This is a genomic window from Mesorhizobium sp. Root552, from assembly GCF_001427285.1.
In the GTDB taxonomy this organism is placed as follows: Bacteria; Pseudomonadota; Alphaproteobacteria; order Rhizobiales; family Rhizobiaceae; genus Mesorhizobium.
Window position 1 is genome coordinate 216,989 of record NZ_LMFV01000023.1, and the last position, 19,452, is coordinate 236,440.

At 61.8% G+C, this 19,452-nt stretch carries 17 protein-coding genes; 6 read left to right on the forward strand and 11 right to left on the reverse strand.

Features of this window, described 5'->3' with window-relative positions:
- Positions 1-103: 103 nt before the first annotated feature.
- Positions 104-526 carry a large conductance mechanosensitive channel protein MscL gene (gene mscL, locus ASD50_RS11825; protein WP_056241010.1) on the forward strand — a complete coding sequence of 141 codons (423 nt, stop codon included), beginning with the start codon at positions 104-106 and terminating at the stop codon, positions 524-526.
- A gap of 111 nt (positions 527-637) precedes the next feature.
- Entirely contained in the window at positions 638-1,807 is a 1,170-nt protein-coding gene (locus ASD50_RS11830; protein WP_056241521.1) for a pyridoxal phosphate-dependent aminotransferase, read from the forward strand.
- Positions 1,808-2,906: 1,099 nt separating this feature from the next.
- On the opposite strand, the gene hemA is transcribed toward ASD50_RS11830, so the two are convergent.
- Positions 2,907-4,184 (reverse strand): 5-aminolevulinate synthase, encoded by a 1,278-nt coding sequence (hemA, locus tag ASD50_RS11835; RefSeq protein WP_056241012.1) that lies wholly within the window; start codon positions 4,182-4,184, stop codon positions 2,907-2,909.
- Between the two features lie 237 nt (positions 4,185-4,421).
- Here hemA and galE point away from each other — a divergent pair, with 237 nt between their 5' ends.
- Both galE and ASD50_RS11845 read left to right on the forward strand, forming a co-directional pair.
- A complete protein-coding gene (galE, locus tag ASD50_RS11840; protein WP_056241016.1) occupies positions 4,422-5,417 on the forward strand; it encodes a UDP-glucose 4-epimerase GalE in 996 nt (331 codons plus the stop codon).
- Positions 5,418-5,522: 105 nt separating this feature from the next.
- Positions 5,523-6,773 (forward strand): D-amino acid dehydrogenase, encoded by a 1,251-nt coding sequence (locus ASD50_RS11845; RefSeq protein WP_056241019.1) that lies wholly within the window; start codon positions 5,523-5,525, stop codon positions 6,771-6,773.
- Here ASD50_RS11845 and ASD50_RS11850 read toward each other — a convergent pair.
- Genes ASD50_RS11850 through ASD50_RS11875 form a run of 6 tightly spaced genes read right to left on the reverse strand, consistent with a single transcriptional unit; the run spans position 6,770 to position 13,834 of the window.
- The gene (locus tag ASD50_RS11850; protein WP_413813888.1) at positions 6,770-7,231 is read right to left on the reverse strand and encodes a MarR family winged helix-turn-helix transcriptional regulator; all 462 of its coding nucleotides are present in this window, start codon (positions 7,229-7,231) and stop codon (positions 6,770-6,772) included. The two genes, ASD50_RS11845 and ASD50_RS11850, sit on opposite strands and share 4 nt — an antisense overlap.
- Positions 7,228-7,812: an amino acid synthesis family protein gene (locus ASD50_RS11855; RefSeq protein WP_056241022.1), complete on the reverse strand. Its 585-nt coding sequence runs from the start codon at positions 7,810-7,812 to the stop codon at positions 7,228-7,230. The genes ASD50_RS11850 and ASD50_RS11855 overlap by 4 nt, the downstream gene beginning before the upstream one ends.
- The gene (locus ASD50_RS11860; protein WP_056241025.1) at positions 7,805-8,683 is read right to left on the reverse strand and encodes a UPF0280 family protein; all 879 of its coding nucleotides are present in this window, start codon (positions 8,681-8,683) and stop codon (positions 7,805-7,807) included. The genes ASD50_RS11855 and ASD50_RS11860 overlap by 8 nt, the downstream gene beginning before the upstream one ends.
- Complete coding sequence (locus ASD50_RS11865; protein ID WP_056241038.1) at positions 8,680-10,218, reverse strand: hypothetical protein; 1,539 nt, start codon at positions 10,216-10,218, stop codon at positions 8,680-8,682. Before ASD50_RS11865 ends, ASD50_RS11860 begins: the two co-directional genes overlap by 4 nt.
- Entirely contained in the window at positions 10,215-12,980 is a 2,766-nt protein-coding gene (locus ASD50_RS11870; RefSeq protein ID WP_056241041.1) for a molybdopterin-dependent oxidoreductase, read from the reverse strand. Before ASD50_RS11870 ends, ASD50_RS11865 begins: the two co-directional genes overlap by 4 nt.
- The gene (locus ASD50_RS11875; protein ID WP_056241526.1) at positions 12,977-13,834 is read right to left on the reverse strand and encodes an FAD binding domain-containing protein; all 858 of its coding nucleotides are present in this window, start codon (positions 13,832-13,834) and stop codon (positions 12,977-12,979) included. Before ASD50_RS11875 ends, ASD50_RS11870 begins: the two co-directional genes overlap by 4 nt.
- Before the next feature lie 215 nt (positions 13,835-14,049).
- On the opposite strand from ASD50_RS11875, the gene pncA reads away from it, so the two are divergent.
- Both pncA and ASD50_RS11885 read left to right on the forward strand, forming a co-directional pair.
- Positions 14,050-14,649: a bifunctional nicotinamidase/pyrazinamidase gene (gene pncA, locus ASD50_RS11880; RefSeq protein ID WP_056241046.1), complete on the forward strand. Its 600-nt coding sequence runs from the start codon at positions 14,050-14,052 to the stop codon at positions 14,647-14,649.
- Positions 14,650-14,814: 165 nt separating this feature from the next.
- Positions 14,815-16,140, forward strand: coding sequence for a sodium:proton antiporter (locus tag ASD50_RS11885; RefSeq protein WP_156465064.1), 1,326 nt, complete (start codon positions 14,815-14,817; stop codon positions 16,138-16,140).
- Between the two features lie 12 nt (positions 16,141-16,152).
- Here the strand turns inward: ASD50_RS11885 and ASD50_RS11890 are convergent, their stop codons facing one another.
- Genes ASD50_RS11890 through ASD50_RS11905 form a run of 4 tightly spaced genes read right to left on the reverse strand, consistent with a single transcriptional unit; the run spans position 16,153 to position 19,421 of the window.
- Positions 16,153-16,860 (reverse strand): ABC transporter ATP-binding protein, encoded by a 708-nt coding sequence (locus tag ASD50_RS11890; RefSeq protein ID WP_056241051.1) that lies wholly within the window; start codon positions 16,858-16,860, stop codon positions 16,153-16,155.
- Complete coding sequence (locus tag ASD50_RS11895) at positions 16,853-17,581, reverse strand: ABC transporter ATP-binding protein (RefSeq protein WP_056241531.1); 729 nt, start codon at positions 17,579-17,581, stop codon at positions 16,853-16,855. The genes ASD50_RS11890 and ASD50_RS11895 overlap by 8 nt, the downstream gene beginning before the upstream one ends.
- The gene (locus ASD50_RS11900) at positions 17,578-18,540 is read right to left on the reverse strand and encodes a branched-chain amino acid ABC transporter permease (protein WP_056241054.1); all 963 of its coding nucleotides are present in this window, start codon (positions 18,538-18,540) and stop codon (positions 17,578-17,580) included. The genes ASD50_RS11895 and ASD50_RS11900 overlap by 4 nt, the downstream gene beginning before the upstream one ends.
- Positions 18,540-19,421, reverse strand: a complete 882-nt coding sequence (locus ASD50_RS11905; protein ID WP_056241056.1) for a branched-chain amino acid ABC transporter permease — start codon at positions 19,419-19,421, stop codon at positions 18,540-18,542. Before ASD50_RS11905 ends, ASD50_RS11900 begins: the two co-directional genes overlap by 1 nt.
- Positions 19,422-19,452: the final 31 nt, after the last annotated feature.

Here is a 19,452-nt window from a genome sequence, read left to right on the forward strand (position 1 = left end):
AAATTTGTCATTTTGCAACCCACGGTTTCTGTTATTGTCCGAAGGGTGGAAACTGGTCGGCAACAACAGCGTGCGAGGAAGTTGCCATGATTAGGAGGGACGAATGCTGAAGGAATTTCAGGAGTTTATCTCCCGGGGTAATGTGATGGACCTGGCGGTGGGTGTCATCATCGGCGCTGCGTTCGGCAAGATTGTCGATTCGCTCGTCAACGACATCATCATGCCGATCATCGGTGCCATCTTGGGTGGCCTTGACTTCAACAACTACTTTATCGGCCTGTCGTCGGCGGTTACGGCCACCTCCCTTGCCGCGGCCAGGGAACAGGGTGCGGTCTTTGCCTACGGCAGCTTCTTCACCGTGGTTCTGAACTTCCTCATTCTGGCCTGGATCATCTTCCTCATGGTCAAGGGCGTGAACAACGTCCGCAAGCGTGTCGAGCGCCAGAAGCCATCTGCTGAAGCAGCGCCGCCTCCGGCCGATGTCGCTCTTCTGACCGAGATTCGCGACCTGCTCGCCCGCAAATAGGCAAAAATTCGGGTCTCTGGACCAAAACCCCGGCCCGTCAGGGCCGGGGTTTTCTGTTTTCCGGCTTGCCGAAACCGGATAGCAACTCCATCGGCATTGAACGGAGTTGGCATTACCCTCATTCAGAATCTGCGCGGTGAAGCGCTGGCCGCGCCCGAAAGCGGCATCGTCGCCGTCGTGAACTATGGGCGAGAGCGTCCCGGCCTGATCCCGTTGTGGGCGGGCGAGGGCGACCTGCCGACGCCGCCTTTCATCGCCGATGCAGCCTCCCGCGCGCTTGCCGCAGGCGAAACCTTCTACACATGGCAAAAGGGCATACCGGATCTGCGCCAGGCGCTCGCGCGCTACTACCAGCGCCATTTCGGGCGGGAATTCGCCAGCGACGATTTCATCGTTACCGGGTCCGGCATGCACGCCATCCAGTTGGCCATCGATGCCGTGGCCGGCAAGGGCGACGACGTGATCTATCTCACGCCTGCCTGGCCCAATTTCGCGGCTGCGGCCGGGATCGGCGGGGCAAGGGCGGTTCCGGTGTCGCTCCAGCAGTCAGGCAACGGCTGGTTCTGCGATGTTGAACGCATTGCGGCGGCTGTCACGCCTGCCACGCGCGCCATCTTCATCAATTCGCCGTCCAATCCGACCGGCTGGACTGCCGACCGCGAAACGCTGCAAGCGATCCTCGATCTCGCCCGTTCAAAGGGACTGTGGATCATCGCCGACGAAATCTATTCCCTGTTCTATTATGACGGCCCGCGCGCGCCTTCGTTCCTCGATATCGCAGCGGATGAAGACCGCATCCTGTTCGTCAACAGTTTCTCCAAGAACTGGGCGATGACTGGTTGGCGGGTGGGCTGGGTCAAGGCCCATCCGTCCCTGCAGCCGGTGTTCGAGAACCTGATCCAGTATTCCACCTCGGGCGTGGCGCAGTTCATGCAGCGCGGAGCGGTGGTCGCCCTTGATAGCGGCGACGCCTTCATCGCCGAACAGGTCGAGCGGGCGCGTCAGGCACGCAATCTCGTTTGCGGCATCCTTGCCGAAACAGGCCGTGCACGCTTCACGGCGCCTCAAGGCGCATTCTATCTGTTCTTCACCATCGACGGAATCGAACAGTCGAAAAGTGCGGCGTTCGATATCATAGATCAGGCCAATGTCGGCCTTGCGCCCGGCACGGCATTCGGCGACGGGTGGGAGCGCTATTTTCGCCTCTGTTTCCACCGTCGCCTCGATCAGGTCGAGGAAGCCGCGCATCGGCTGGCCCGATGGATCACGGCTGCCCGGTAACGGTCATCCAACACCGCTCTGCTCGTTTCGAGGGGCGGACGGTCGCTTCGCCGGGCAAGCCCGACCGCAACCTCTCCGCTTCGTCATCTCATGACCCGGCTGAAGCAAGGCATCCCTACGTTTCGTCATCCCGGAATTCACTTTCGAGCAGCGAGAAAGGAATATCCGGGGTTCATTCCGTGACATCGCGGCACTACTCTGGGCACCAGCGCGCTTACTCTCCCCTTTTGATGAAGAGGCTCGATCCGGTTGCCGGTCGAGTGCCTCGTCAGGCACCCCCTCTGGCCTGCCGGCCATCTCCCCCTCAAGGGGGAGATCACGCGATTGCCATGCTTTCATCCGGTCCTGAGGTCACAGAGGCGGCTGTAAGCTTGAAGCTGCCGATCTCCCCCCTTGAGGGGGAGATGGCCGGCAGGCCAGAGGGGGGTGTTGTTCTTGTGAGGCTTCTGATCACGTAGTGGACAAATCACGCCTACCCACAAAACTTCCCACCTCCCTTATCCACGCCCTCTCCGTCTCGCCCATAATCCCCTCATCGCCCTTGCGGGAGACCTGGTGCGCACCGGGTATCAGGGAAGGGTGTCGGTGCCGGATTGGTCGCATGACGGTGTGCGGCTGGGTGATGAACCCCTAAGTTCGGCCCTCGAACCGGGCGCAGTGTTGCCCGCAGTTGTCGGCCATTGAGGCTGGAGCTGCGGCATGGGTGCACTGGTTGAGGGAAGCCACCGGACGGGCGGCCGCAAGGCCGCACTACTTACCTAAACGAGCGACCGAACGGCCGCCCGTCCTCCCGACCTCTCAGATGAGATCAGTTCTTTGACAATGGCCAGACGGATCAATCCGGGCGTGGCGATGAATAAGCACACCCATTTCTTCGTCATCCTAGGGCGGAGCAGGCCGAAGGCCGTTGCGCAGACCCTAGGATCCATTCCGTGACCAAGCGGCAATGCGCAAGGTGCAAAAAGTCCCCATCCTGCGTAGCCGTGCACCTCACAATCTCCGCGGCATGGATCCTCGGGTCGCGCCTTTCGCTGCGCTCAGGCTTGCCCGAGGATGACGAAGGCGATGAAGAAGTGCGTGCGAACGAAGCGACCTAAAGCTAGCCGCCGGACTTCGGCACCAGCAGCGGAACGACACGCTCGCTTTCGGCAACGGCTGGTCGTCCTGCCGTGCTGTAGGGAATGCCGAGTGCGTCCCACGTCTCGATGAGCGCGGTCTGCAGTTCCATGATTAGCTGGTCCGAGTGGAACGGTGTCGGCGTGATACGCAAGCGCTCGGTGCCGCGCGGCACCGTCGGATAGTTGATCGGCTGGATATAGATGCCGTGAACGCCGAGCAGCCGGTCGCTGGCCATCTTGCACAGTTCCGGGTCGCCGACGAGGATCGGCACGATATGTGTCACCGAAGGCATCACGGGCAGGCCGGCGGCAGACAATATGTGCTTGGTGTGCGAGGCCTGGCGCTGTTGAGCATCGCGCTCGGCCTGCGAGTTCTTCAAATGGCGGATGGAGGTCGTCGCGGCTGCGGCGATTGCCGGCGGCAGCGCCGTGGTGAAGATGAAGCCCGGAGCATAGGAGCGCACGGCGTCGATCACAGCGCTCGTGCCGGTGATATAGCCGCCGAGCGTGCCGAATGCCTTTGCGAGCGTGCCTTCGATGACGTCGATGCGGTGGGCCAGGCCCTCGCGCTCGGTGATACCGCCGCCGCGCGGACCGTACATGCCGACGGCGTGGACCTCGTCGATGTAGGTCATGGCGTTGTACTTCTCGGCGAGCTCGACGATCTCCTTGATCGGGGCGATGTCGCCGTCCATCGAATAGACGCTTTCGAACACGATGAATTTGGCGCGTTCGCGGCCCGCGGCCTGCAACAGGCTTTCCAGATGCGCCACGTCGTTATGGCGGAAGACCTTCTTTTCCGCGCCGGAGCGGCGCACGCCCTCGATCATCGACGCATGGTTGAGTTCGTCCGACAGGATCAGGCAGTTCGGCAAAAGCCGCGCGATGGTCGAAATCGCCGCCTCGTTGGAAACGAAGCCCGACGTGAACACCAGGCCGGCCTCCTTGCCGTGCAGGTCGGCAAGTTCGCGTTCGAGTTCGACCAGCGGGTTGCTGGTGCCGGAGATGTTGCGGGTCCCGCCCGCGCCCGAACCCATGCGGCCGCCGGCGTCCTGGAAGGCCTGCACCACGTCGGGGTGCTGTCCCATGCCGAGGTAGTCGTTCGAGCACCAGACGGTGATTTCCTGGGTGCGGCCGCCGGCGCGCCACAAAGCGCGCGGGAATTTGCCAACCATGCGCTCGAGATCGGCAAAGACGCGGTAGCGGCGCTCGGCGTGAAGCTGGTCGATGGCTTCTTCGAAGAACCTTTGATAGTTCATTTCAGCATCCCGGTTTTCGCGAGGAATATTAGTTGCTGGCTAAAGCGGCGTCCATCGAACGCGGTCGGTCATAATGCCACGCCCGTCAAAGTTACGGCTTCTCGAATGTTGGATCGCGGTGGAACAAAAACGTTCCCGGTCGCGGGCGGCTTTTTCGCTATGGCTTTTTAACGGATTATCGCCATCGTGGCCTGCGCATCGGGTCCGGGACGCGGCAGGGCGGAAAGAGCAGGTCAGATGGCAGTCTTGGTGACAGGCGGCGCGGGCTATATCGGCAGCCACATGGTCTGGGAATTGCTGGACGCCGGCGAAGAGGTCGTTGTCATAGACCGTCTTTCGACCGGCTTCGAATGGGCGGTGGCCCCCGAGGCGCGGCTGGTGGTCGGCGACATTGCCGACAAGGACCTCGTCGGATGTCTTGTCCGCGAACATGAGGTCGATGCGATCATCCATTTCGCCGGGTCGATCGTCGTGCCGGAATCCGTTGCCGATCCGCTCGCCTACTATGAGAACAACACCTGCAAGACGCGGGCGCTGATCGAAACGGCGGTGCGCGCCGGCGTCGGCAATTTCATTTTCTCCTCGACGGCGGCAGTCTATGGCGGCGCAGGCATGGAGCCAGTGAAGGAGGATGCGCGTCTTTCGCCGGAGTCGCCCTACGGCCTTTCCAAGCTGATGAGCGAGTGGATGCTGCGCGATGCCGCCGCCGCCCACGGCCTCAGCTATACGGCGCTGCGCTATTTCAACGTCGCCGGGGCCGATCCCAAGGGCCGCACAGGCCAATCGACGCCCGGCGCCACGCATCTGATCAAGGTCGCCTGCGAGACGGCGTTGGGCAAGCGTCCATTCATGCAGGTGTTCGGCACCGACTATGCGACACCTGACGGCACCTGCATCCGCGACTATATCCATGTCAGCGACCTCGTGGCCGCCCACCGTCTGGCGCTGCAACGGCTGAGAATTGGAGGCGAGAACCTCGTCGCCAATTGCGGCTACGGTCATGGCTATTCGGTCTTGCAGGTCATCGACAGCGTCCGCCGCGTCTTCGGCCATGACTTCGATATCCGCATGGGAGAGCGGCGCGCCGGCGATGCCGCAGCCGTGGTTGCCAATTCCGACACAGCCCGGCAGCAACTCGGCTGGTCGCCGCAGCATGACGACCTCGACGGCATCGTCCACGATGCGCTGGCATGGGAACGTATCCTGAGCGGCAAGAATTCCTCGCGTGGCTGACATATCCACCGCTTCTCCGGTGACGCTCTCGAAACACGGGCATGGACGCGCTAAGAGGGCCGACCGCTGCGCGAAAAATGCCCGCGTTGGCGCACAGGGGCTGACATGAAAATACTTGTCTTGGGTGCCGGGGTCGTAGGCACGGCTGCCGCCTACTACCTCGCCCGCGACGGCCACGACGTTACCGTCGTCGAGCGCCACCAAACCGCTGCGATGGGCACCAGCTACTGCAATGCAGGTCTGGTTTCGCCAGGCGATGCTACGGCATGGGCGTCCCCCGCGGCGCTCAAGACGTTCGTGCGCGGCATCTTCAATCATGATCTGGGCATCAGGGTCAGGCTGCGCGCCGATCCTTATCTTTACCTTTGGAGCCTGCGCTTCCTGACTCAATGCACCCCGGCGCGGCTACGGGCCAACACGCTGCCGAAGCTGCGCCTTGCGCTCTATTCGCGTGACTGCATCAACGCTTTGTCGGAAGAAACAGGCATTTCCTACGACGAGCGCAAGAAGGGCATCCTTTATTTCTTTCGCTCGCAAAAGAGCCTCGACGAAGGCGCCGGAAACTATCGCTTTTTGGCCGAGCACGGGCTGCCCATTGACATCGTCGGTCGTGACCGGCTGGCCGCGATCGAACCGGGGCTGGCCGGCGCCCAGGATCTGATCGCCGGCGGCGTCTATTCGCCGATCGACCAGACCGGCGATTCCAGGCAGTTCGTCGGCAAACTTGCAGCCTATTCGGCCGAAAAGCTCGGCGTGAAATTCCAGTTCAACACCACCGTCGAAGGCCTCGACATAGAGGGTGGCAAGGTGCGCGCGGTCAAGACGTCGGCGGGCATGCTCAGCGCCGATGCAGTCGTCGTTGCCATGGGACCGGAGAGCGGGCTGCTTGGCCGTCGCTATGGCGTCGACCTGCCTGTCTACCCGGTCAAGGGCTATGCGGCGACCATTCCGCTCGAGGACGAGACCAAGGGGCCGACCATGGGCGGGGCGGACGAGGACAGGCTTGTCGGCTATTCGCGCCTCGGCAACCGTTTGCGGCTCTCCTGCACGGCGGAGTTCACCGGCTTTGACCGTACTTTCAAGCCGAAGGACTTCGTGCCGATGTTCAAGACCGCGCACGAATTGTTTCCCGGTGCCTTCGACGAGAAGAAGGCCGAGCTTTGGGCAGGCTTGCGGCCGATGATGCCGAATTCCGTGCCAGTGATCGGCAGAGCGCGCTATGAAAACCTCTACCTCGACACCGGCCACGGCCATGTCGGCTGGACCATGGCCTGCGGTTCGGGCCGGTTCCTTGCCGATCTGGTTGCCGGCCGCAAGACCGAGATCGACCCGCAAGGACTGGTCTACGCCCGCTAGGCGATCTTGCCGAGCAGGCGCATCAACGTGCCGATCTCGCGCGCGGTCAAAGGAGCCAGCGTCTCCAGCGTGATCTGGGCGGCGAGCGGGATCAGGCGCTCGATCATGGCAAAGCCGTCTGCGGTCAATTTGACCATCAAAAGGCGCTTGTCGGCCTCGTGCTTGCCGTAGTCGACGAGGCCACGCGCCTTGAGCCGGTCGATGACGCCTTTCACGGTCGCCGCGTCCATGGCGATCAGCGTGCCGAGCTGGTTCTGCGATGTCTCGCCGACTTCGTGCAGCTTCGCCAGCGCCGCAAACTGCGGCGGCGTCAGGTCGCTGATGCGCGCTGCAAAAATGGCAAGATGGCGCTGGTTCGCCTTGCGCAGGATGAAGCCGATCTGATCCTGCAGGTGGTAGTCGTCGGGAACGGCTTCGTCCGCTTCGACCAGCACCGGATCGACGCTGCTGATGCTCACCGCTGGCCGTCCCAAACCTTGATGTCCTTGACGGCAAGTCCGCCCATCCGGTCATGGATGCGCCCGCCGCAGCTCATCGCCAGGCAAAACAGGATCTCGTCCGGTCGCGGTCCGTCGGACAAGCCGACCTCGAACGCATCGAAATGGCTGCGCACATAGGCGGCGTTGATGTGGCCGAGCGGCACGTCGAGGCGTGATCCGAAAGCGCCCACCTTCATGGCTGACGGGACGATGGCCTTGGCCTCGCCCAGCCGAGCGCGCATGGCATAGCCGCCCGGAACATGCCACAGCGCGCCATGTTCGATTTCACCGGCGCTGCCGACGATTGCGCCCTTGCCGTAGCCGTCGATCGACCTGATGTCGCCGTCCAGCGCCGCGATCAGCCTGTCGGTCAACATCAGGCCAAGCGGCTTCAGGTCTTCCATGGCCGGTTGGAGTTCCTCGACATAGCGGCCCGCAAAAGGGTTCTGCACGACAGCCAGCGCTGCGGCTCGCCGGCGTGGCTCCTTTGCAGCGGGGCCACCTTCGTGGAAGATATCTTCCGTGAGCACGGCAACCTTGCGGATCGGAAATTCAGGCATGAAGGGGTTCCTTGGATTCTTGGTGTCGATGGAGGAGCCTGGGCGCGCCGCACAGGCGGAATTGCCCAGCCAGGAAAAGACCGGCAGCGTGGATCAGGCCACGCCGGCGAAAGTCTTCGGCTACGGCGAGGCCGGAGGAAAGCGCCGTGTCGATTTCCATTGGGGTGATGTATCCGACACTCGTCGTTACCAGCCGCTCGCCAAGATCGCTGTCGGGAGACAGGCTGCTGGCAGGGGTGCGCGCGATAGCCGGATGGCCCGGAAGGTTGACGGCGTTGGCAATCAGCGTTGCGGCAGCGTCAGCCCCGGCCCCGGTTTTCGCCAGGACGGTCACTGCATCGGCTATTCCGAGCGAGAAAGAGCGTCCGCGCCAGCCGCTCGTAGCTACGCCGCGAACACCGTCTTTAGCGTGAATGACGAGGCGGTTTGCAAAGCCGTGTCCTGTGCCGGCAATGGCAAGGGTCAGCGCGTTACCTTCGGTGAGGTACAGAGCGCTGTCGCCGCCATTGTTGACATAGGCCTTGGTCAGCTTGCGCCCAGCGGTAAGCGCCGCCAGCATCTCGTCAGCCACTGAACCAGCCACGGCTGCCATGGGCGTGATGAAATCGTGCGAGAGCGGGGCAACTGCATCTTCCATGCGGCGCGCAATCGAGCCTGCGAAGCGGCGCGGCGTCTCGCCGGCAGGGTGGCGCAGTTCGGTCAGTTCTTCCATCAGTTCCCGCAGGATGGTCTGGAAGCGAGCAACCGCCTGACGATAAGCGGCACGCCGCTCTGCGTCGTCGCCAAAGGCTTCGATGATCAGGTCGATCGGGCCGTGGTTGAGGTGCAACCGCCTGCCGTCCTGCAGCCAGTGTGCTTGCGGGCCGATCATCGCAACATGCTTCCGCTCGTGTGCAACTGTGCCAATGGTGGCCAGGGATTTCCGCTCGAAGCCGCCGACGATTGGCGCGGGTTAAGATACTCTCCGCCATGCGAGACGATATCGGCGACCGAGCGGATTTCCTTTTCATGCCCGCCAAGCTGGATATAGGCGTCGCGCCGCATGGTGAATTCGATTGGCGCCACCAGCGCCGGCGTCGGCACGTAGCCGAACGCATTGTCGGGAACGCGCGTGACGTCCACCATCAGGGTGATGCCGCCGCCCGGCCAGATGTAGACGGGTGCGCCTCCGACCGTGACGTAAGTCTGCAGCCGATGGACGGAGCGGGTCAGGTTGACCGGGTTTTCCGTGACGCCTGCACGTAGCGAACCACCTGCGCCACCGACGAAAAGCACGGTGCACAGTGCTGGCTCGCAATTTTCCTCGATCAGCCGCACCGACTTGGCGAGCCTGTCGGGAAACGGTTTCTCGACCGGCTTCAGATTGTCGTCCAGTTCGTAATAGGCGAACTGTTCACCGGTTGTGGAAACCATCAGCATGGAGAGGCCGGGCCTCGCGCCCTTCTTGGGGTTCCATTCGCCAAGGATCGACAACGGATCGGAAATCGTCGTTCCACCCCAGCCGAGACCAGGTTCCGAGACCTTGAAATAGCGCCCCGGTGTCGAGCGCCGCCCGACGATCTTGATGCCGGTATCCTGCCAGTCCAGAACCTTGCCGGCCTGATGCTCGGAAACGACACCGGTGATGTGGTCATCAACGACCACCACCTCATCGACCAGACCCCGCCATTGCGTGGCGAACATGCCGATGGTGGCCGAGCCGCAGCCCACGCGCATGCGCCGTTCGAGCTTGCCGTCGATGATGGGCGGCTTGCCGGCTTCGACGATCACGTTTGCGCCGCCGTCTATGGCAAGCTCCACCGGTTTCTTGTTGCACAGGTTCAGCATGGCGTCGCAGGTGGCGCGCCCTTCCGGCTTCGAGCCGCCAGTGAGATGATGAACGCCGCCCAGTGACAGCATTTGCGAGCCGTATTCGCCGGTCGTCACGTGCCCGATTGCTTCGCCTTGCGCCCGTACCATCGCCGTTTCCGGGCCAAGGTGACGGTCGGTATCGATCTTCACCTTGACGCCGCAATAGGAAAAAATGCCCTCGGTCACCACGGTGACTAGGTCCACGCCTTCGACTTCCTGGCTGACGATGAAGGGCGCAGGCTTGTAGTCGGGGTAAGTGGTGCCAGCTCCTATTGCCGTGATAAAGCGGCGACCGGCATTGACCAGTTCGCCGTTCCAGTTTTCGCCTTCGGCAACGAAGGGCACGACGCTGCCGCCTGTCTCCGCCGAGTGGTCGAGGATGGTGAGCGGGTCCATGCGCACGATGCGCCCGCCGATATTGCCGTACCGGTCGCAGGCCCCGGTGCGGCCGTCCGCGATGTAGCACATGACCGGGCAGGCATCGCAGCGGATCTTTTCGGCAACCTGCTTGTCGCCGCTTTCATACGTTTCGAAGCGTTCCGAAAGCTCGCTCATCGGCTTCCCTCGCTTGCCCGGATCGCCGCCATGATACGTGACGGTGTTGCTGGCACCTTCGTGACGAGCACGCCGGTGGCGTGGCGGATAGCGTTGAGGATCGCAGGTGCGGTCGGGATCAGCACGTGTTCGCCCAATCCCTTGGCACCGAACGGACCTTCACTGTCCGGGACTTCGACAAGGATCGATTCAATCGGCGGCACGTCGCCGATGGTCGGGATCAGATAGTCGTGCAAGTTCTCGGTGCGGCCTGGAATGTACTCTTCCATAAGCGCCATGCCGATGCCTTGCGCGATGCCACCCTCGATCTGCCCTTCGACCATGACCGGGTTGATCGCCTTGCCGACGTCATGTGCGGCAGTGATCTTCACCAGCTTGACCGTACCAAGTTTTAGATCGACTTCCAGCTCGGCGAGCTGCGCACCATAGCCGTAGACGGCATAGGGTTTGCCCTGGCCCTTCGCGTCGAGCGGGGTGGTGGGCGGATCGTAACTTTCCGTGGCTTCGAACACGTAGCCATCGGCATTGGCGGAAAGTCCCGCTAGATCGATGCGTCGCACGGCTTCGCCTTCGCGCACCACCACTGTTGCGCCATCGAGTGTCAGCGTCGCCTTTGCCGAGACATTGGCGAAGCGCAGGATCTGTTCACGCAGCACCCGTCCGGCTTTTTCGGCCGCCTTGCCGGTGACGAAAGTCTGGCGCGAAGCCGATGTCTTGCCGGCATCAGGAGAGATCGCGGTATCGGCGCTCTTGAGGTGGAACATTGCCAGCGGCATGCCGAGGGCGTCGGCGCATATCTGGGCAATGACAGTATTCGAGCCTTGTCCGATATCGACGGCTCCTTGGTGCAGGATGACATGGCCATCCTGTGAAATCGCAACCTTGATCGTCGATGGATTGGGCAGCGAGGTGTTACCGCAACCGTACCAGCAGGACGCGACACCGACACCGCGCTTGACGCTTTCGCTGCTCATGTTGAAGGCCGAGGCATCGGCAAGCGCGCGGGCCCAGTGCGGCTTCAGCGCCTCGAGGCAATCGGCGATACCGACGCTTGCATCCATCTTCTGTCCGGTAACAGTAACATTGCCCTCGCGCAGGCAGTTTTGCAGACGGAAATCCAGTCGATCCTTGCCAAGCTTGCCGGCAAGTTCGTCGTACAGGGTTTCCTGCATGATGGCTGCTTGCGGCACGCCGAAGCCGCGGAATGCGCCTGAGATCGGTCCATTCGTATGAACGGCGCGGCCGGTTGCGCGATAGTTGGGGGTCGCATAGGGGCCGGAGGCATGGACCGGAACCCGGTTGGCGACGGTCGGCCCCCAGCTCGCATAGGCGCCGGTGTTGAAATCGCCATCGAATACCATACCGCATATCTGGCCATCCGCATCGGTGCCGATCGATGCCTTCATGAAAGCGGGATGCCGCTTGGTGGTCGATATCATGGATTCGTTGCGGCTATAGGCCATCGCCGCCGGGCGTCCCGTCTTGAGCGCAACAAGCCCGATCAGCGGCTGCAGCGAAATGTCGAGCTTCGAACCGAATCCTCCGCCGGTTGCCGTCGGCACGATGCGGACTTTCTCTGGTGCAAGCGCCAGCACCTTGGCGGTGTCGTCGCGATCCATGTAAGGCGCTTGTGTGCAGGCAACGATGACCAGCGTCTCGCCGTCGAGATAGGCATAGCCGCCTTCCGGTTCGATATAGGCGTGCTCGACATAGGACGTCTCGATTTCGCCGGAAGCGATGACGGCAGCGCCGTCAAGCGCCGCCTCCGGGTCGCCGCGCTCGACGAAACCCTTGGTAAGAATGTTGCCCGTCCTATTTTCGTGGATGAGTTGTGCGCCTTCGGCGTTTGCTGCGCCGGGCTCGAGCACATGCGGCTGCTCGGTCCAGACAATGGGAAAATCCGCAAGGCCGAGGTTGGCGATGGCGTCGCGTTCCCCTGCGATCACGGCTACCGCTTCGCCACGAAAACGCACCTCCCGTTCCGCCAATGCCGGCTGATCGGCAAAGGGTGGGATGACGCCGAAGCGGTTGATGCCGGGGATGTCTGCGGCCGTGAACACGGCCACTATGCCTGGGTTCATTCTCTTCCAGGCGTCGATGTCGCCCAAGGAAAACCTTGCGTGATAGTACGGCGAGCGAACGGCCAGCACAGTTAACGCGTCCGGCGGAAATGAATCCGCCCCATACTTTTCCGCACCAGTTACCTTGGCAATTCCATCCAGCCTGACGGGAGATAAGCCAATCGCGCAGCCGGACGCGGGCAATCGAAAGTCGATGCCGCCAACGGGGCGGGCTTGTTTACGAGCTGCCGCCATCACTGCGTTGACGATCTTGCGATACCCGGTGCAGCGGCACAAAATTCCACCCAGCGCGTCTTGCACTGCGGCCTCATCGGGTTCTGCGTTGCGTTCCAGCAAAGCTGACGCGGCCACCAGAAGGGCAGGTGTGCAGATGCCGCATTGCGCTGCACCGTGTTCGAGGAAAGAAGCTTGCAGCGCCGACAGACCACCATTGCCCAAGCCTTCGACCGTCGTGATCTTCGTCCCAACGGCAGAGGCAATCGGCATCAGGCACGCGCAGACAGGCTCGCCATCGACAAGAACGGTGCAGGCGCCGCAATCGCCGGCGTCGCAGCCAACCTTGACGCCGGTCACGTGCAGGTCGTCGCGCAACACCGAGCTTAACCGTTTGACCGGCGAAACCGGCAAGGCCACGGCTGAACCGTTGACCTCGAACGCGGTGAGCGGTAGCCGCGGGTTCATGCTGCCGCCTTGCCGAGGCTTTCGTCGACGATCGCGAGCGCTGAGCGTGCCACGATCTCACGCGCCGCATCCTGCCTGTAGCTTGCGGTGCCGCGCACATCGTCGATCGGCGTCAACTCCGTGATTGGCGCAGACATGATTGCTTCCGCCATCGAACGGTCCGCCTCGCGGCCGGTAATTGTGGTTTCGATGCCATGAAGCCGCTTGGCAGTCGCGGCGCAGGCTCCGACCGCCACTGCGGCATTCGTTATGATGCCGTCTTCAATGACCAGCCGAACGGCCGCCATCGCGATCGAGATGACGAGATAACGCCGCGCGCCGAGCTTATGGAATGCGGACTGCCCGACTGCCGCCGATTTCGGAATGCGGATGGCGGTGACCATTTCGCCCGGCTGCAGGGCGGTCCGCCTGTTTGCGAGGATGAAGTCGCCAAGAGGCAGATGCCGTTTTCTCTGCGCCGAGTTCAGTTCCACATCCGCGTCGAGAACAAGCAGCGCCGGTACGCCGTCGGCCGCTGGCGAGGCGTTGCATAGATTGCCGGCCACCGTTGCGACGTTCTGTATCTGCTGCGAACCCACCTCGCGCGCAGCTTGCCTCAGCGCGTCGAAACACGCCGGCAACGGAGCGCCTGCAACCTGCGCCCAGCTCGTGCGCGCTCCTATTATCCAGTGGGATTCGGTCTCGGCTATGCCGCGAAGCTCTGCCAATCCGTTGATATCGAGGATGTTCTCGCGCACTGGCCTGGTCCCTTGAGCGGGGTAGAAGTCGGTGCCGCCGGCCAGAATGCGCCAGTCATCATCTCCGAGCAGCGACAGCGCCTCGGCGACCTTGGTGGGTTTCGCGTAACGGATCACACGTTGCCTTCCTTTGCCACGCAGGCGGGGGCCGTTCCCGTGGCCCGGCCGGCTTTTGGCGCCGGTCAAATTCATTCGTATGCAAATGATATCAAGCCGCCCCGGATTGTCAAAGCAGCTTTTGGGATGTTGCTTTGAGGTTGACGCAGGCCCGCATCTGGTCAAGTTACACCGGCCCACAAGGGCGCTGTGCAATCGGTTCACAAGGAGGCTTCATGGCTGGCGAAGCACTCGTCGTTATCGACCTGCAGAACGATTTCTGCCCCGGCGGCGCATTGGCGGTCACCGGCGGCGACGAGATCGTACCACTGGTCAACGACATGATCCGCAATACCGAACATGTCGTATTGACCCAGGACTGGCATCCTGCGGGCCATTCCAGCTTTGCGTCCAGCCATCAGGGCACCAAGCCGTTCGAAGCGATCACCATGCCCTATGGTGAACAGACATTGTGGCCCGATCACTGCATCCAGGGCAGCCTCGGGGCGGACTTTCATTCCGGCCTTGCATGGACCAAGGCCGAACTGGTCGTGCGCAAGGGCTTTCGCACCGCAATCGACAGCTACTCGGCCTTCTTCGAAAATGACCACAAGACCCCGACCGGATTGGCGGGCTACCTGAAGGAGCGCGGCATCGGTTCGATTATCCTGGCCGGCCTTGCCACCGATTTTTGCGTTGCCTATTCCGCGCTGGACGCTGTGAAACAGGGGTTCGAAACGTCGGTGCGCCTTGATGCCTGCCGGGGCATCAACTTGAATGGTTCCGTCGATGCCATGGTCAAGCGCATGCGCGAGGCGGGCGTCAAGCTGGTCTAGGCGGATGGAAAATCGTTGCCGCGACAATTGCGCGGTGGCCAACAATTAAAAAGTGGGCGGGTACAGGTGCGCATTCTTAAAATTCTGACGGCCGTTCTCGCGCTGGCGGGCGTTGCGGCAAACCCCGCCTTTGCCGCCGAGGCACATGGATTGCCGGGTACCGAAATGTCGCTCTTGTGGGCGATGCCGTTTGCCGGTCTTTTGTTGTCCATCGCCACCGGGCCGCTTCTGTTTCCGCACTTCTGGGAACACCATTACGGCAAGATCGCCGCGTTCTGGTCGGCCCTTGTCATTGTGCCCCTGATCGCCGGCTATGGCATGCCCACTGCAACGGAAGCCGTGCTGCACGCGGTGCTTCTCGAATACATGTCGTTCATCATCCTGCTGTTTGCTCTCTTCACCATCTCGGGCGGCATCCTCGTTGCCGGCAACATACATGGCACGCCACTGGTCAACGCCGGCCTTCTGTTTATAGGAGCCGCCCTGGCTTCGGTGATCGGCACGACCGGGGCCTCTATGGTCATGATCCGGCCGATCATCCGCGCCAATGACAACAGGCCGTTCAATGCTCATGTCGTCGTATTTTTCATTTTCCTGGTTTCAAACATTGGCGGTTCGCTGACGCCGCTCGGCGATCCGCCGCTGTTCGTCGGCTTCCTGCGCGGTGTCGATTTCTTCTGGACCACGGTGCATATCCTGCCCGACACACTCTTTGTCGGCGGGTTGGTGCTGGCCGTCTTCTTCGTCCTCGATGTCATTCTTCACAGGCGAGAGCAGGGGGCGCCCAAGATCAAGGACCCGACGCCGGATTCCAAGGTGCGCATCCGTGGTTTGCCAAACCTGCCGCTGCTTGCAGGCGTCATTGCCGCAATCCTGATGTCGGCTTCGTGGCAGCCCGGCATTGCCTTCACCATTCAAGGCGTCACGGTCGAATTGCAGAACCTCGTTCGGGACATCATCATCCTGGCGCTGGCATTCGCCTCGCTTGCCATTTCGCGCAAGGAATATCGGGCAGCAAACGGCTTCAACTGGGGGCCAATTTCCGAGGTGGCCAAGCTGTTTGCCGGCATCTTCATCTGCATCGTGCCAGTGGTGGCCATCCTGCGGGCAGGTCTCGATGGATCGCTCGGTCCGCTCGTATCGCTGGTTACGTTGCAAACAGGCGAGCCGAACGATCTGGCCTATTTCTGGCTGACAGGCGTGCTGTCGTCGTTCCTCGACAATGCGCCGACCTATCTCGTGTTCTTCGAAATGGCCGGCGGAGATCCGCAGCACCTTATGAACGAGTATGCATCAACACTGGCGGCCATATCTGCGGGTGCAGTGTTCATGGGTGCCAACACCTACATCGGCAATGCGCCCAATTTCATGGTCTATGCCATCGCCAAGGACAAGGGCGTCAGGATGCCGAGCTTCTTCGGCTATATGCTGTGGTCCGGGTTGGTGCTGATCCCCGTCTTTGTCGTGTCGAGTCTGATTTTCTTTGGTTGAGAATGGTATAACTCAGCCAACCCCGACATAGCGTTTCACTGCCGAAGGATCGGCCCGCAACTGCTCGATCTCGAGCGTTTCACGGTTGCGGCCGTTTTCGATGAACGAAACCCGGTCGGCGACGGACAGGATCGCGTCGACCCGCTGCTCGACCAGTATGGTTGAAACACCCCGTTGGCGCAGCTGCGAAATCGCCTCACGAATCTTCTGGATCATCGACGGCATCAAGCCTTCGGTGGGTTCGTCGAGCAGCAGCACCTGTGGCTCCACGCACAGTGCCCTTGCCATCGCCAGCATCTGCTGTTCGCCGCCGGACAGGGTGCCTGAACGCTGCTTCAGCCGCTCACGAAGCAGAGGGAACATCTCCAGGACGGTCTCTCGCGTGGCGCGCCCTTTGCGGCGCGTGTTGAGTCCGATTTCCAGATTTTCCGCCACCGTCATTTCGGCAAACAGGCGGCGACCTTGTGGCACATAGGCAATGCCGGCTTTCGGCACTTCATGCGCCGGCAAACCTGTCAGGTCGATGCCGCTGAGCTTTATCGAGCCCTGACGGGCCGGCACCAGCCCCATGATCGCTTTCAGGGTGGTTGTCTTGCCGGCGCCATTGCGGCCAAGCAGGCACAGGACTTCGCCTTGGCGCAATGTGAGGTCGAGACCGTGCAGGACCTGAACCTCACCGTAGAAACAGTCGAGCCCGGAGACGGTCAAGGCATCAATCATCGCCGCCTCCCAGATAGGCACGCTGGACGGCAGCGTTGGAACGGATAGCCTCTGGCGTACCTTCGGCCAAAATCCGGCCGGCCTCGAACACCGTAATGCGGTCAGCCAGTTCCATCACGACCGGCATATTGTGCTCGATGATGAGTAGGGTTGCTTCGCTGGCGATCTCACGAACAAGCCCGATGAAATTCTCGATCTCGCTGTCCGCCAATCCTTGCGTCGGTTCATCGAGCACCAGAAGGCGTGGTTTCAGTGCCAGCCCCATCGCCACCTCGAGAAGACGTTGATGACCATAGGCGAGTTGTCCGGCCGGCACATTTGCCCGATCCGCCAGTCCGACACGTTCAAGTGCTTCCATCACCCCGGCATGCACTTGCCCTTTCGACCGGCCATCGGTCAGCGTGCGCTGCACCGGCAGGGCAACGTTCTCGTAGGCGCTGAGGTTTGCGAAAATGCTGGTGATCTGAAAGGTGTAGGCGATACCCAGGCGCACCCGTTTGTGCGCCGGCAGGTTGGTGATGTCCGCGTTGTCGAACACGATCATGCCGGCGGTGGGTTCTATGCGGCCGCACACAAGGCTGACGAAGGTGGTCTTGCCGGCACCGTTCGGGCCGATGACGGCTCGAATCTCTCCTGGCATTAGGGCGAAGTCGACATTGTCCACGGCGCGCAAGCCGCCGAAATGGCGAGACAGGCCTTTGGTGGTCATCAGCGGCATCATGGCAGCCACCGTACCCAGCGCTGCCTGAGCGTACCGAGGATGCCTTTCGGGAAGAACAGTACGAGCAATATCAGTGCTATGCCCACGATCAGAAGATACGCGGATGTGTAGCCGCTGGTGATGTCGACTATATAGTACATGAACAGCGTGCCGATCAGCGGCCCAAGCGTCGTCGCAGCCCCTCCCAGCAGCACCCACAACAGCGGCAGGATAGAATACTGGACCGATGCGAAATTGGCGCCGACATAGCCGAACAGCAGCGCATAAGCCCCGCCAGCGGCGGCGCAGATAACACCGGAAATCACGACCGCCGCAAGCTTGTTGGCAAACGTATCGTAGCCCAGCATACGGGTGCGCTCTTCGTTCTCGCGGACGGCGATCAGAACGCGGCCGAAGCGCGACCTTACGACAGCCAGCGTCAGCAAAAGGACGATCGAAAACAGCACCAACGCTACCATGTAGCGCGCGGTCGGATTTGTGAGATCCAGAACGGTATCACCCAAATGGACCACGCGCTCCTGCTGCTGCAACACCAACCCCTGGTCGCCTCCGGTCAGGGGTGCGAAGTAGAGGATCGCCAAGGCCAGCACCTGTGCAAACATCATCGTGACGATCATGAAGGCCACGCCGGATGTACGAAGTGCCAATAGCCCGATAACGAGGGACAACACCGCCCCGCAGGCAAGCGCGGCCATGAAGGCGACGGGAACCGACAGCCCGAAATGATGAACGCCAAGGCCTGCTCCGTAGAGTCCAGCGGCAAAGAACATGGCATGGCCCAAACTGAGCAGGCCGACATAGCCGAACAGCAAATTGTAGCCCATGGCAAAGGTGGCGAGCACGAGGATGCGTGCCAGCAACCCATGATGATAAGCAGGCAGAATGAAGTTGAGGACGAACAGAAGGGCGATGACGGCCACATGCAGTAGATAGGCTTTGGCCGGTGAAGAACCTTCCATCATCGGGCTGTCCTGCCGAACAGCCCTTGCGGGCGAAACACCAGCACCATTGCCACCAGCAGGGTGGCGATCATCTTGGCCAGCGTCGGTGAAAAGAACACTGAGATCACGCCGTCCGAAACGCCGATCAGAACGGCTGCTACAACGGTGCCGCGCAGCGAGCCTAGCCCGCCGATGATCACCACGATGAAGGACAGGAGCAGTGGGTCCTGACCCATCAGGTAATGCGCCTGGCTGATCGGTACGATCAGCACCGCGGCAATGGCGGCCAGCATGGCGCCGAGCGCGAACACGCCGGCGTAGACGCGGTCGACCGGAATGCCGAACGCTTGCGCTGTTTCGCGGTCATACTGCGTGGCGCGCATGATCAGTCCGGCCTTGGTCCGTGTCATGACAAGCCAGGATATGACCAGCAGCAAAGCTGAGGCCGCGATGATGGAAAGCTTGTAGCCGGAGTAACCGAACCAGGGCAGCGAGATACGAACGTTGAATGGTGGCAGGACGGGGCGAGCATCTGCCCCATAGAAAGTCAGCGCCAACTGCTGGATGATGTAGAGCAGACCGATGGTTGCCACGATGGTGGCTTCCGGATCGTAGTTCACTTTGCGCAGCACCAGCCGCTCGGCAGCCAGCGCTACGGCACCTACGATCAGTGGCGCCAGCAAAAGCGCTGCGATGAAACCGATAGCCGGGTTGCCGCCGATGCTGGTAGTGATCGCCCACGCCAGAACGGCGCCCAGCATGAACAGTTCGCCATGCGCGACATTGACGACGCGCATGACGCCGAACACGAGCGAAAGACCGAGCGCCGTCAGGGCAAGCACGGCTGAGGTGACCAGCCCTTCCAGAACCGCCAGCAGCAGGTGAGGTCCAAAGGCCATTCAGTCAGGCTGCCCGATTGAACCCGGTCGC

What these genes read in the sequence shown, in the direction of transcription:
- mscL (WP_056241010.1), top strand. Translation starts at nt 104, where the DNA reads ATGCTGAAGGAATTTCAGGAGTTTATCTCCCGGGGTAATGTGATGGAC.
- hemA (WP_056241012.1), bottom strand. Translation starts at nt 4,184, where the DNA reads ATGAACTATCAAAGGTTCTTCGAAGAAGCCATCGACCAGCTTCACGCC.
- galE (WP_056241016.1), top strand. Translation starts at nt 4,422, where the DNA reads ATGGCAGTCTTGGTGACAGGCGGCGCGGGCTATATCGGCAGCCACATG.
- ASD50_RS11845 (WP_056241019.1), top strand. Translation starts at nt 5,523, where the DNA reads ATGAAAATACTTGTCTTGGGTGCCGGGGTCGTAGGCACGGCTGCCGCC.
- ASD50_RS11855 (WP_056241022.1), bottom strand. Translation starts at nt 7,812, where the DNA reads ATGCCTGAATTTCCGATCCGCAAGGTTGCCGTGCTCACGGAAGATATC.
- ASD50_RS11860 (WP_056241025.1), bottom strand. Translation starts at nt 8,683, where the DNA reads ATGATCGGCCCGCAAGCACACTGGCTGCAGGACGGCAGGCGGTTGCAC.
- ASD50_RS11865 (WP_056241038.1), bottom strand. Translation starts at nt 10,218, where the DNA reads ATGAGCGAGCTTTCGGAACGCTTCGAAACGTATGAAAGCGGCGACAAG.
- ASD50_RS11870 (WP_056241041.1), bottom strand. Translation starts at nt 12,980, where the DNA reads ATGAACCCGCGGCTACCGCTCACCGCGTTCGAGGTCAACGGTTCAGCC.
- pncA (WP_056241046.1), top strand. Translation starts at nt 14,050, where the DNA reads ATGGCTGGCGAAGCACTCGTCGTTATCGACCTGCAGAACGATTTCTGC.
- ASD50_RS11885 (WP_156465064.1), top strand. Translation starts at nt 14,815, where the DNA reads ATGTCGCTCTTGTGGGCGATGCCGTTTGCCGGTCTTTTGTTGTCCATC.
- ASD50_RS11890 (WP_056241051.1), bottom strand. Translation starts at nt 16,860, where the DNA reads ATGATTGATGCCTTGACCGTCTCCGGGCTCGACTGTTTCTACGGTGAG.
- ASD50_RS11895 (WP_056241531.1), bottom strand. Translation starts at nt 17,581, where the DNA reads ATGATGCCGCTGATGACCACCAAAGGCCTGTCTCGCCATTTCGGCGGC.
- ASD50_RS11900 (WP_056241054.1), bottom strand. Translation starts at nt 18,540, where the DNA reads ATGGAAGGTTCTTCACCGGCCAAAGCCTATCTACTGCATGTGGCCGTC.
- ASD50_RS11905 (WP_056241056.1), bottom strand. Translation starts at nt 19,421, where the DNA reads ATGGCCTTTGGACCTCACCTGCTGCTGGCGGTTCTGGAAGGGCTGGTC.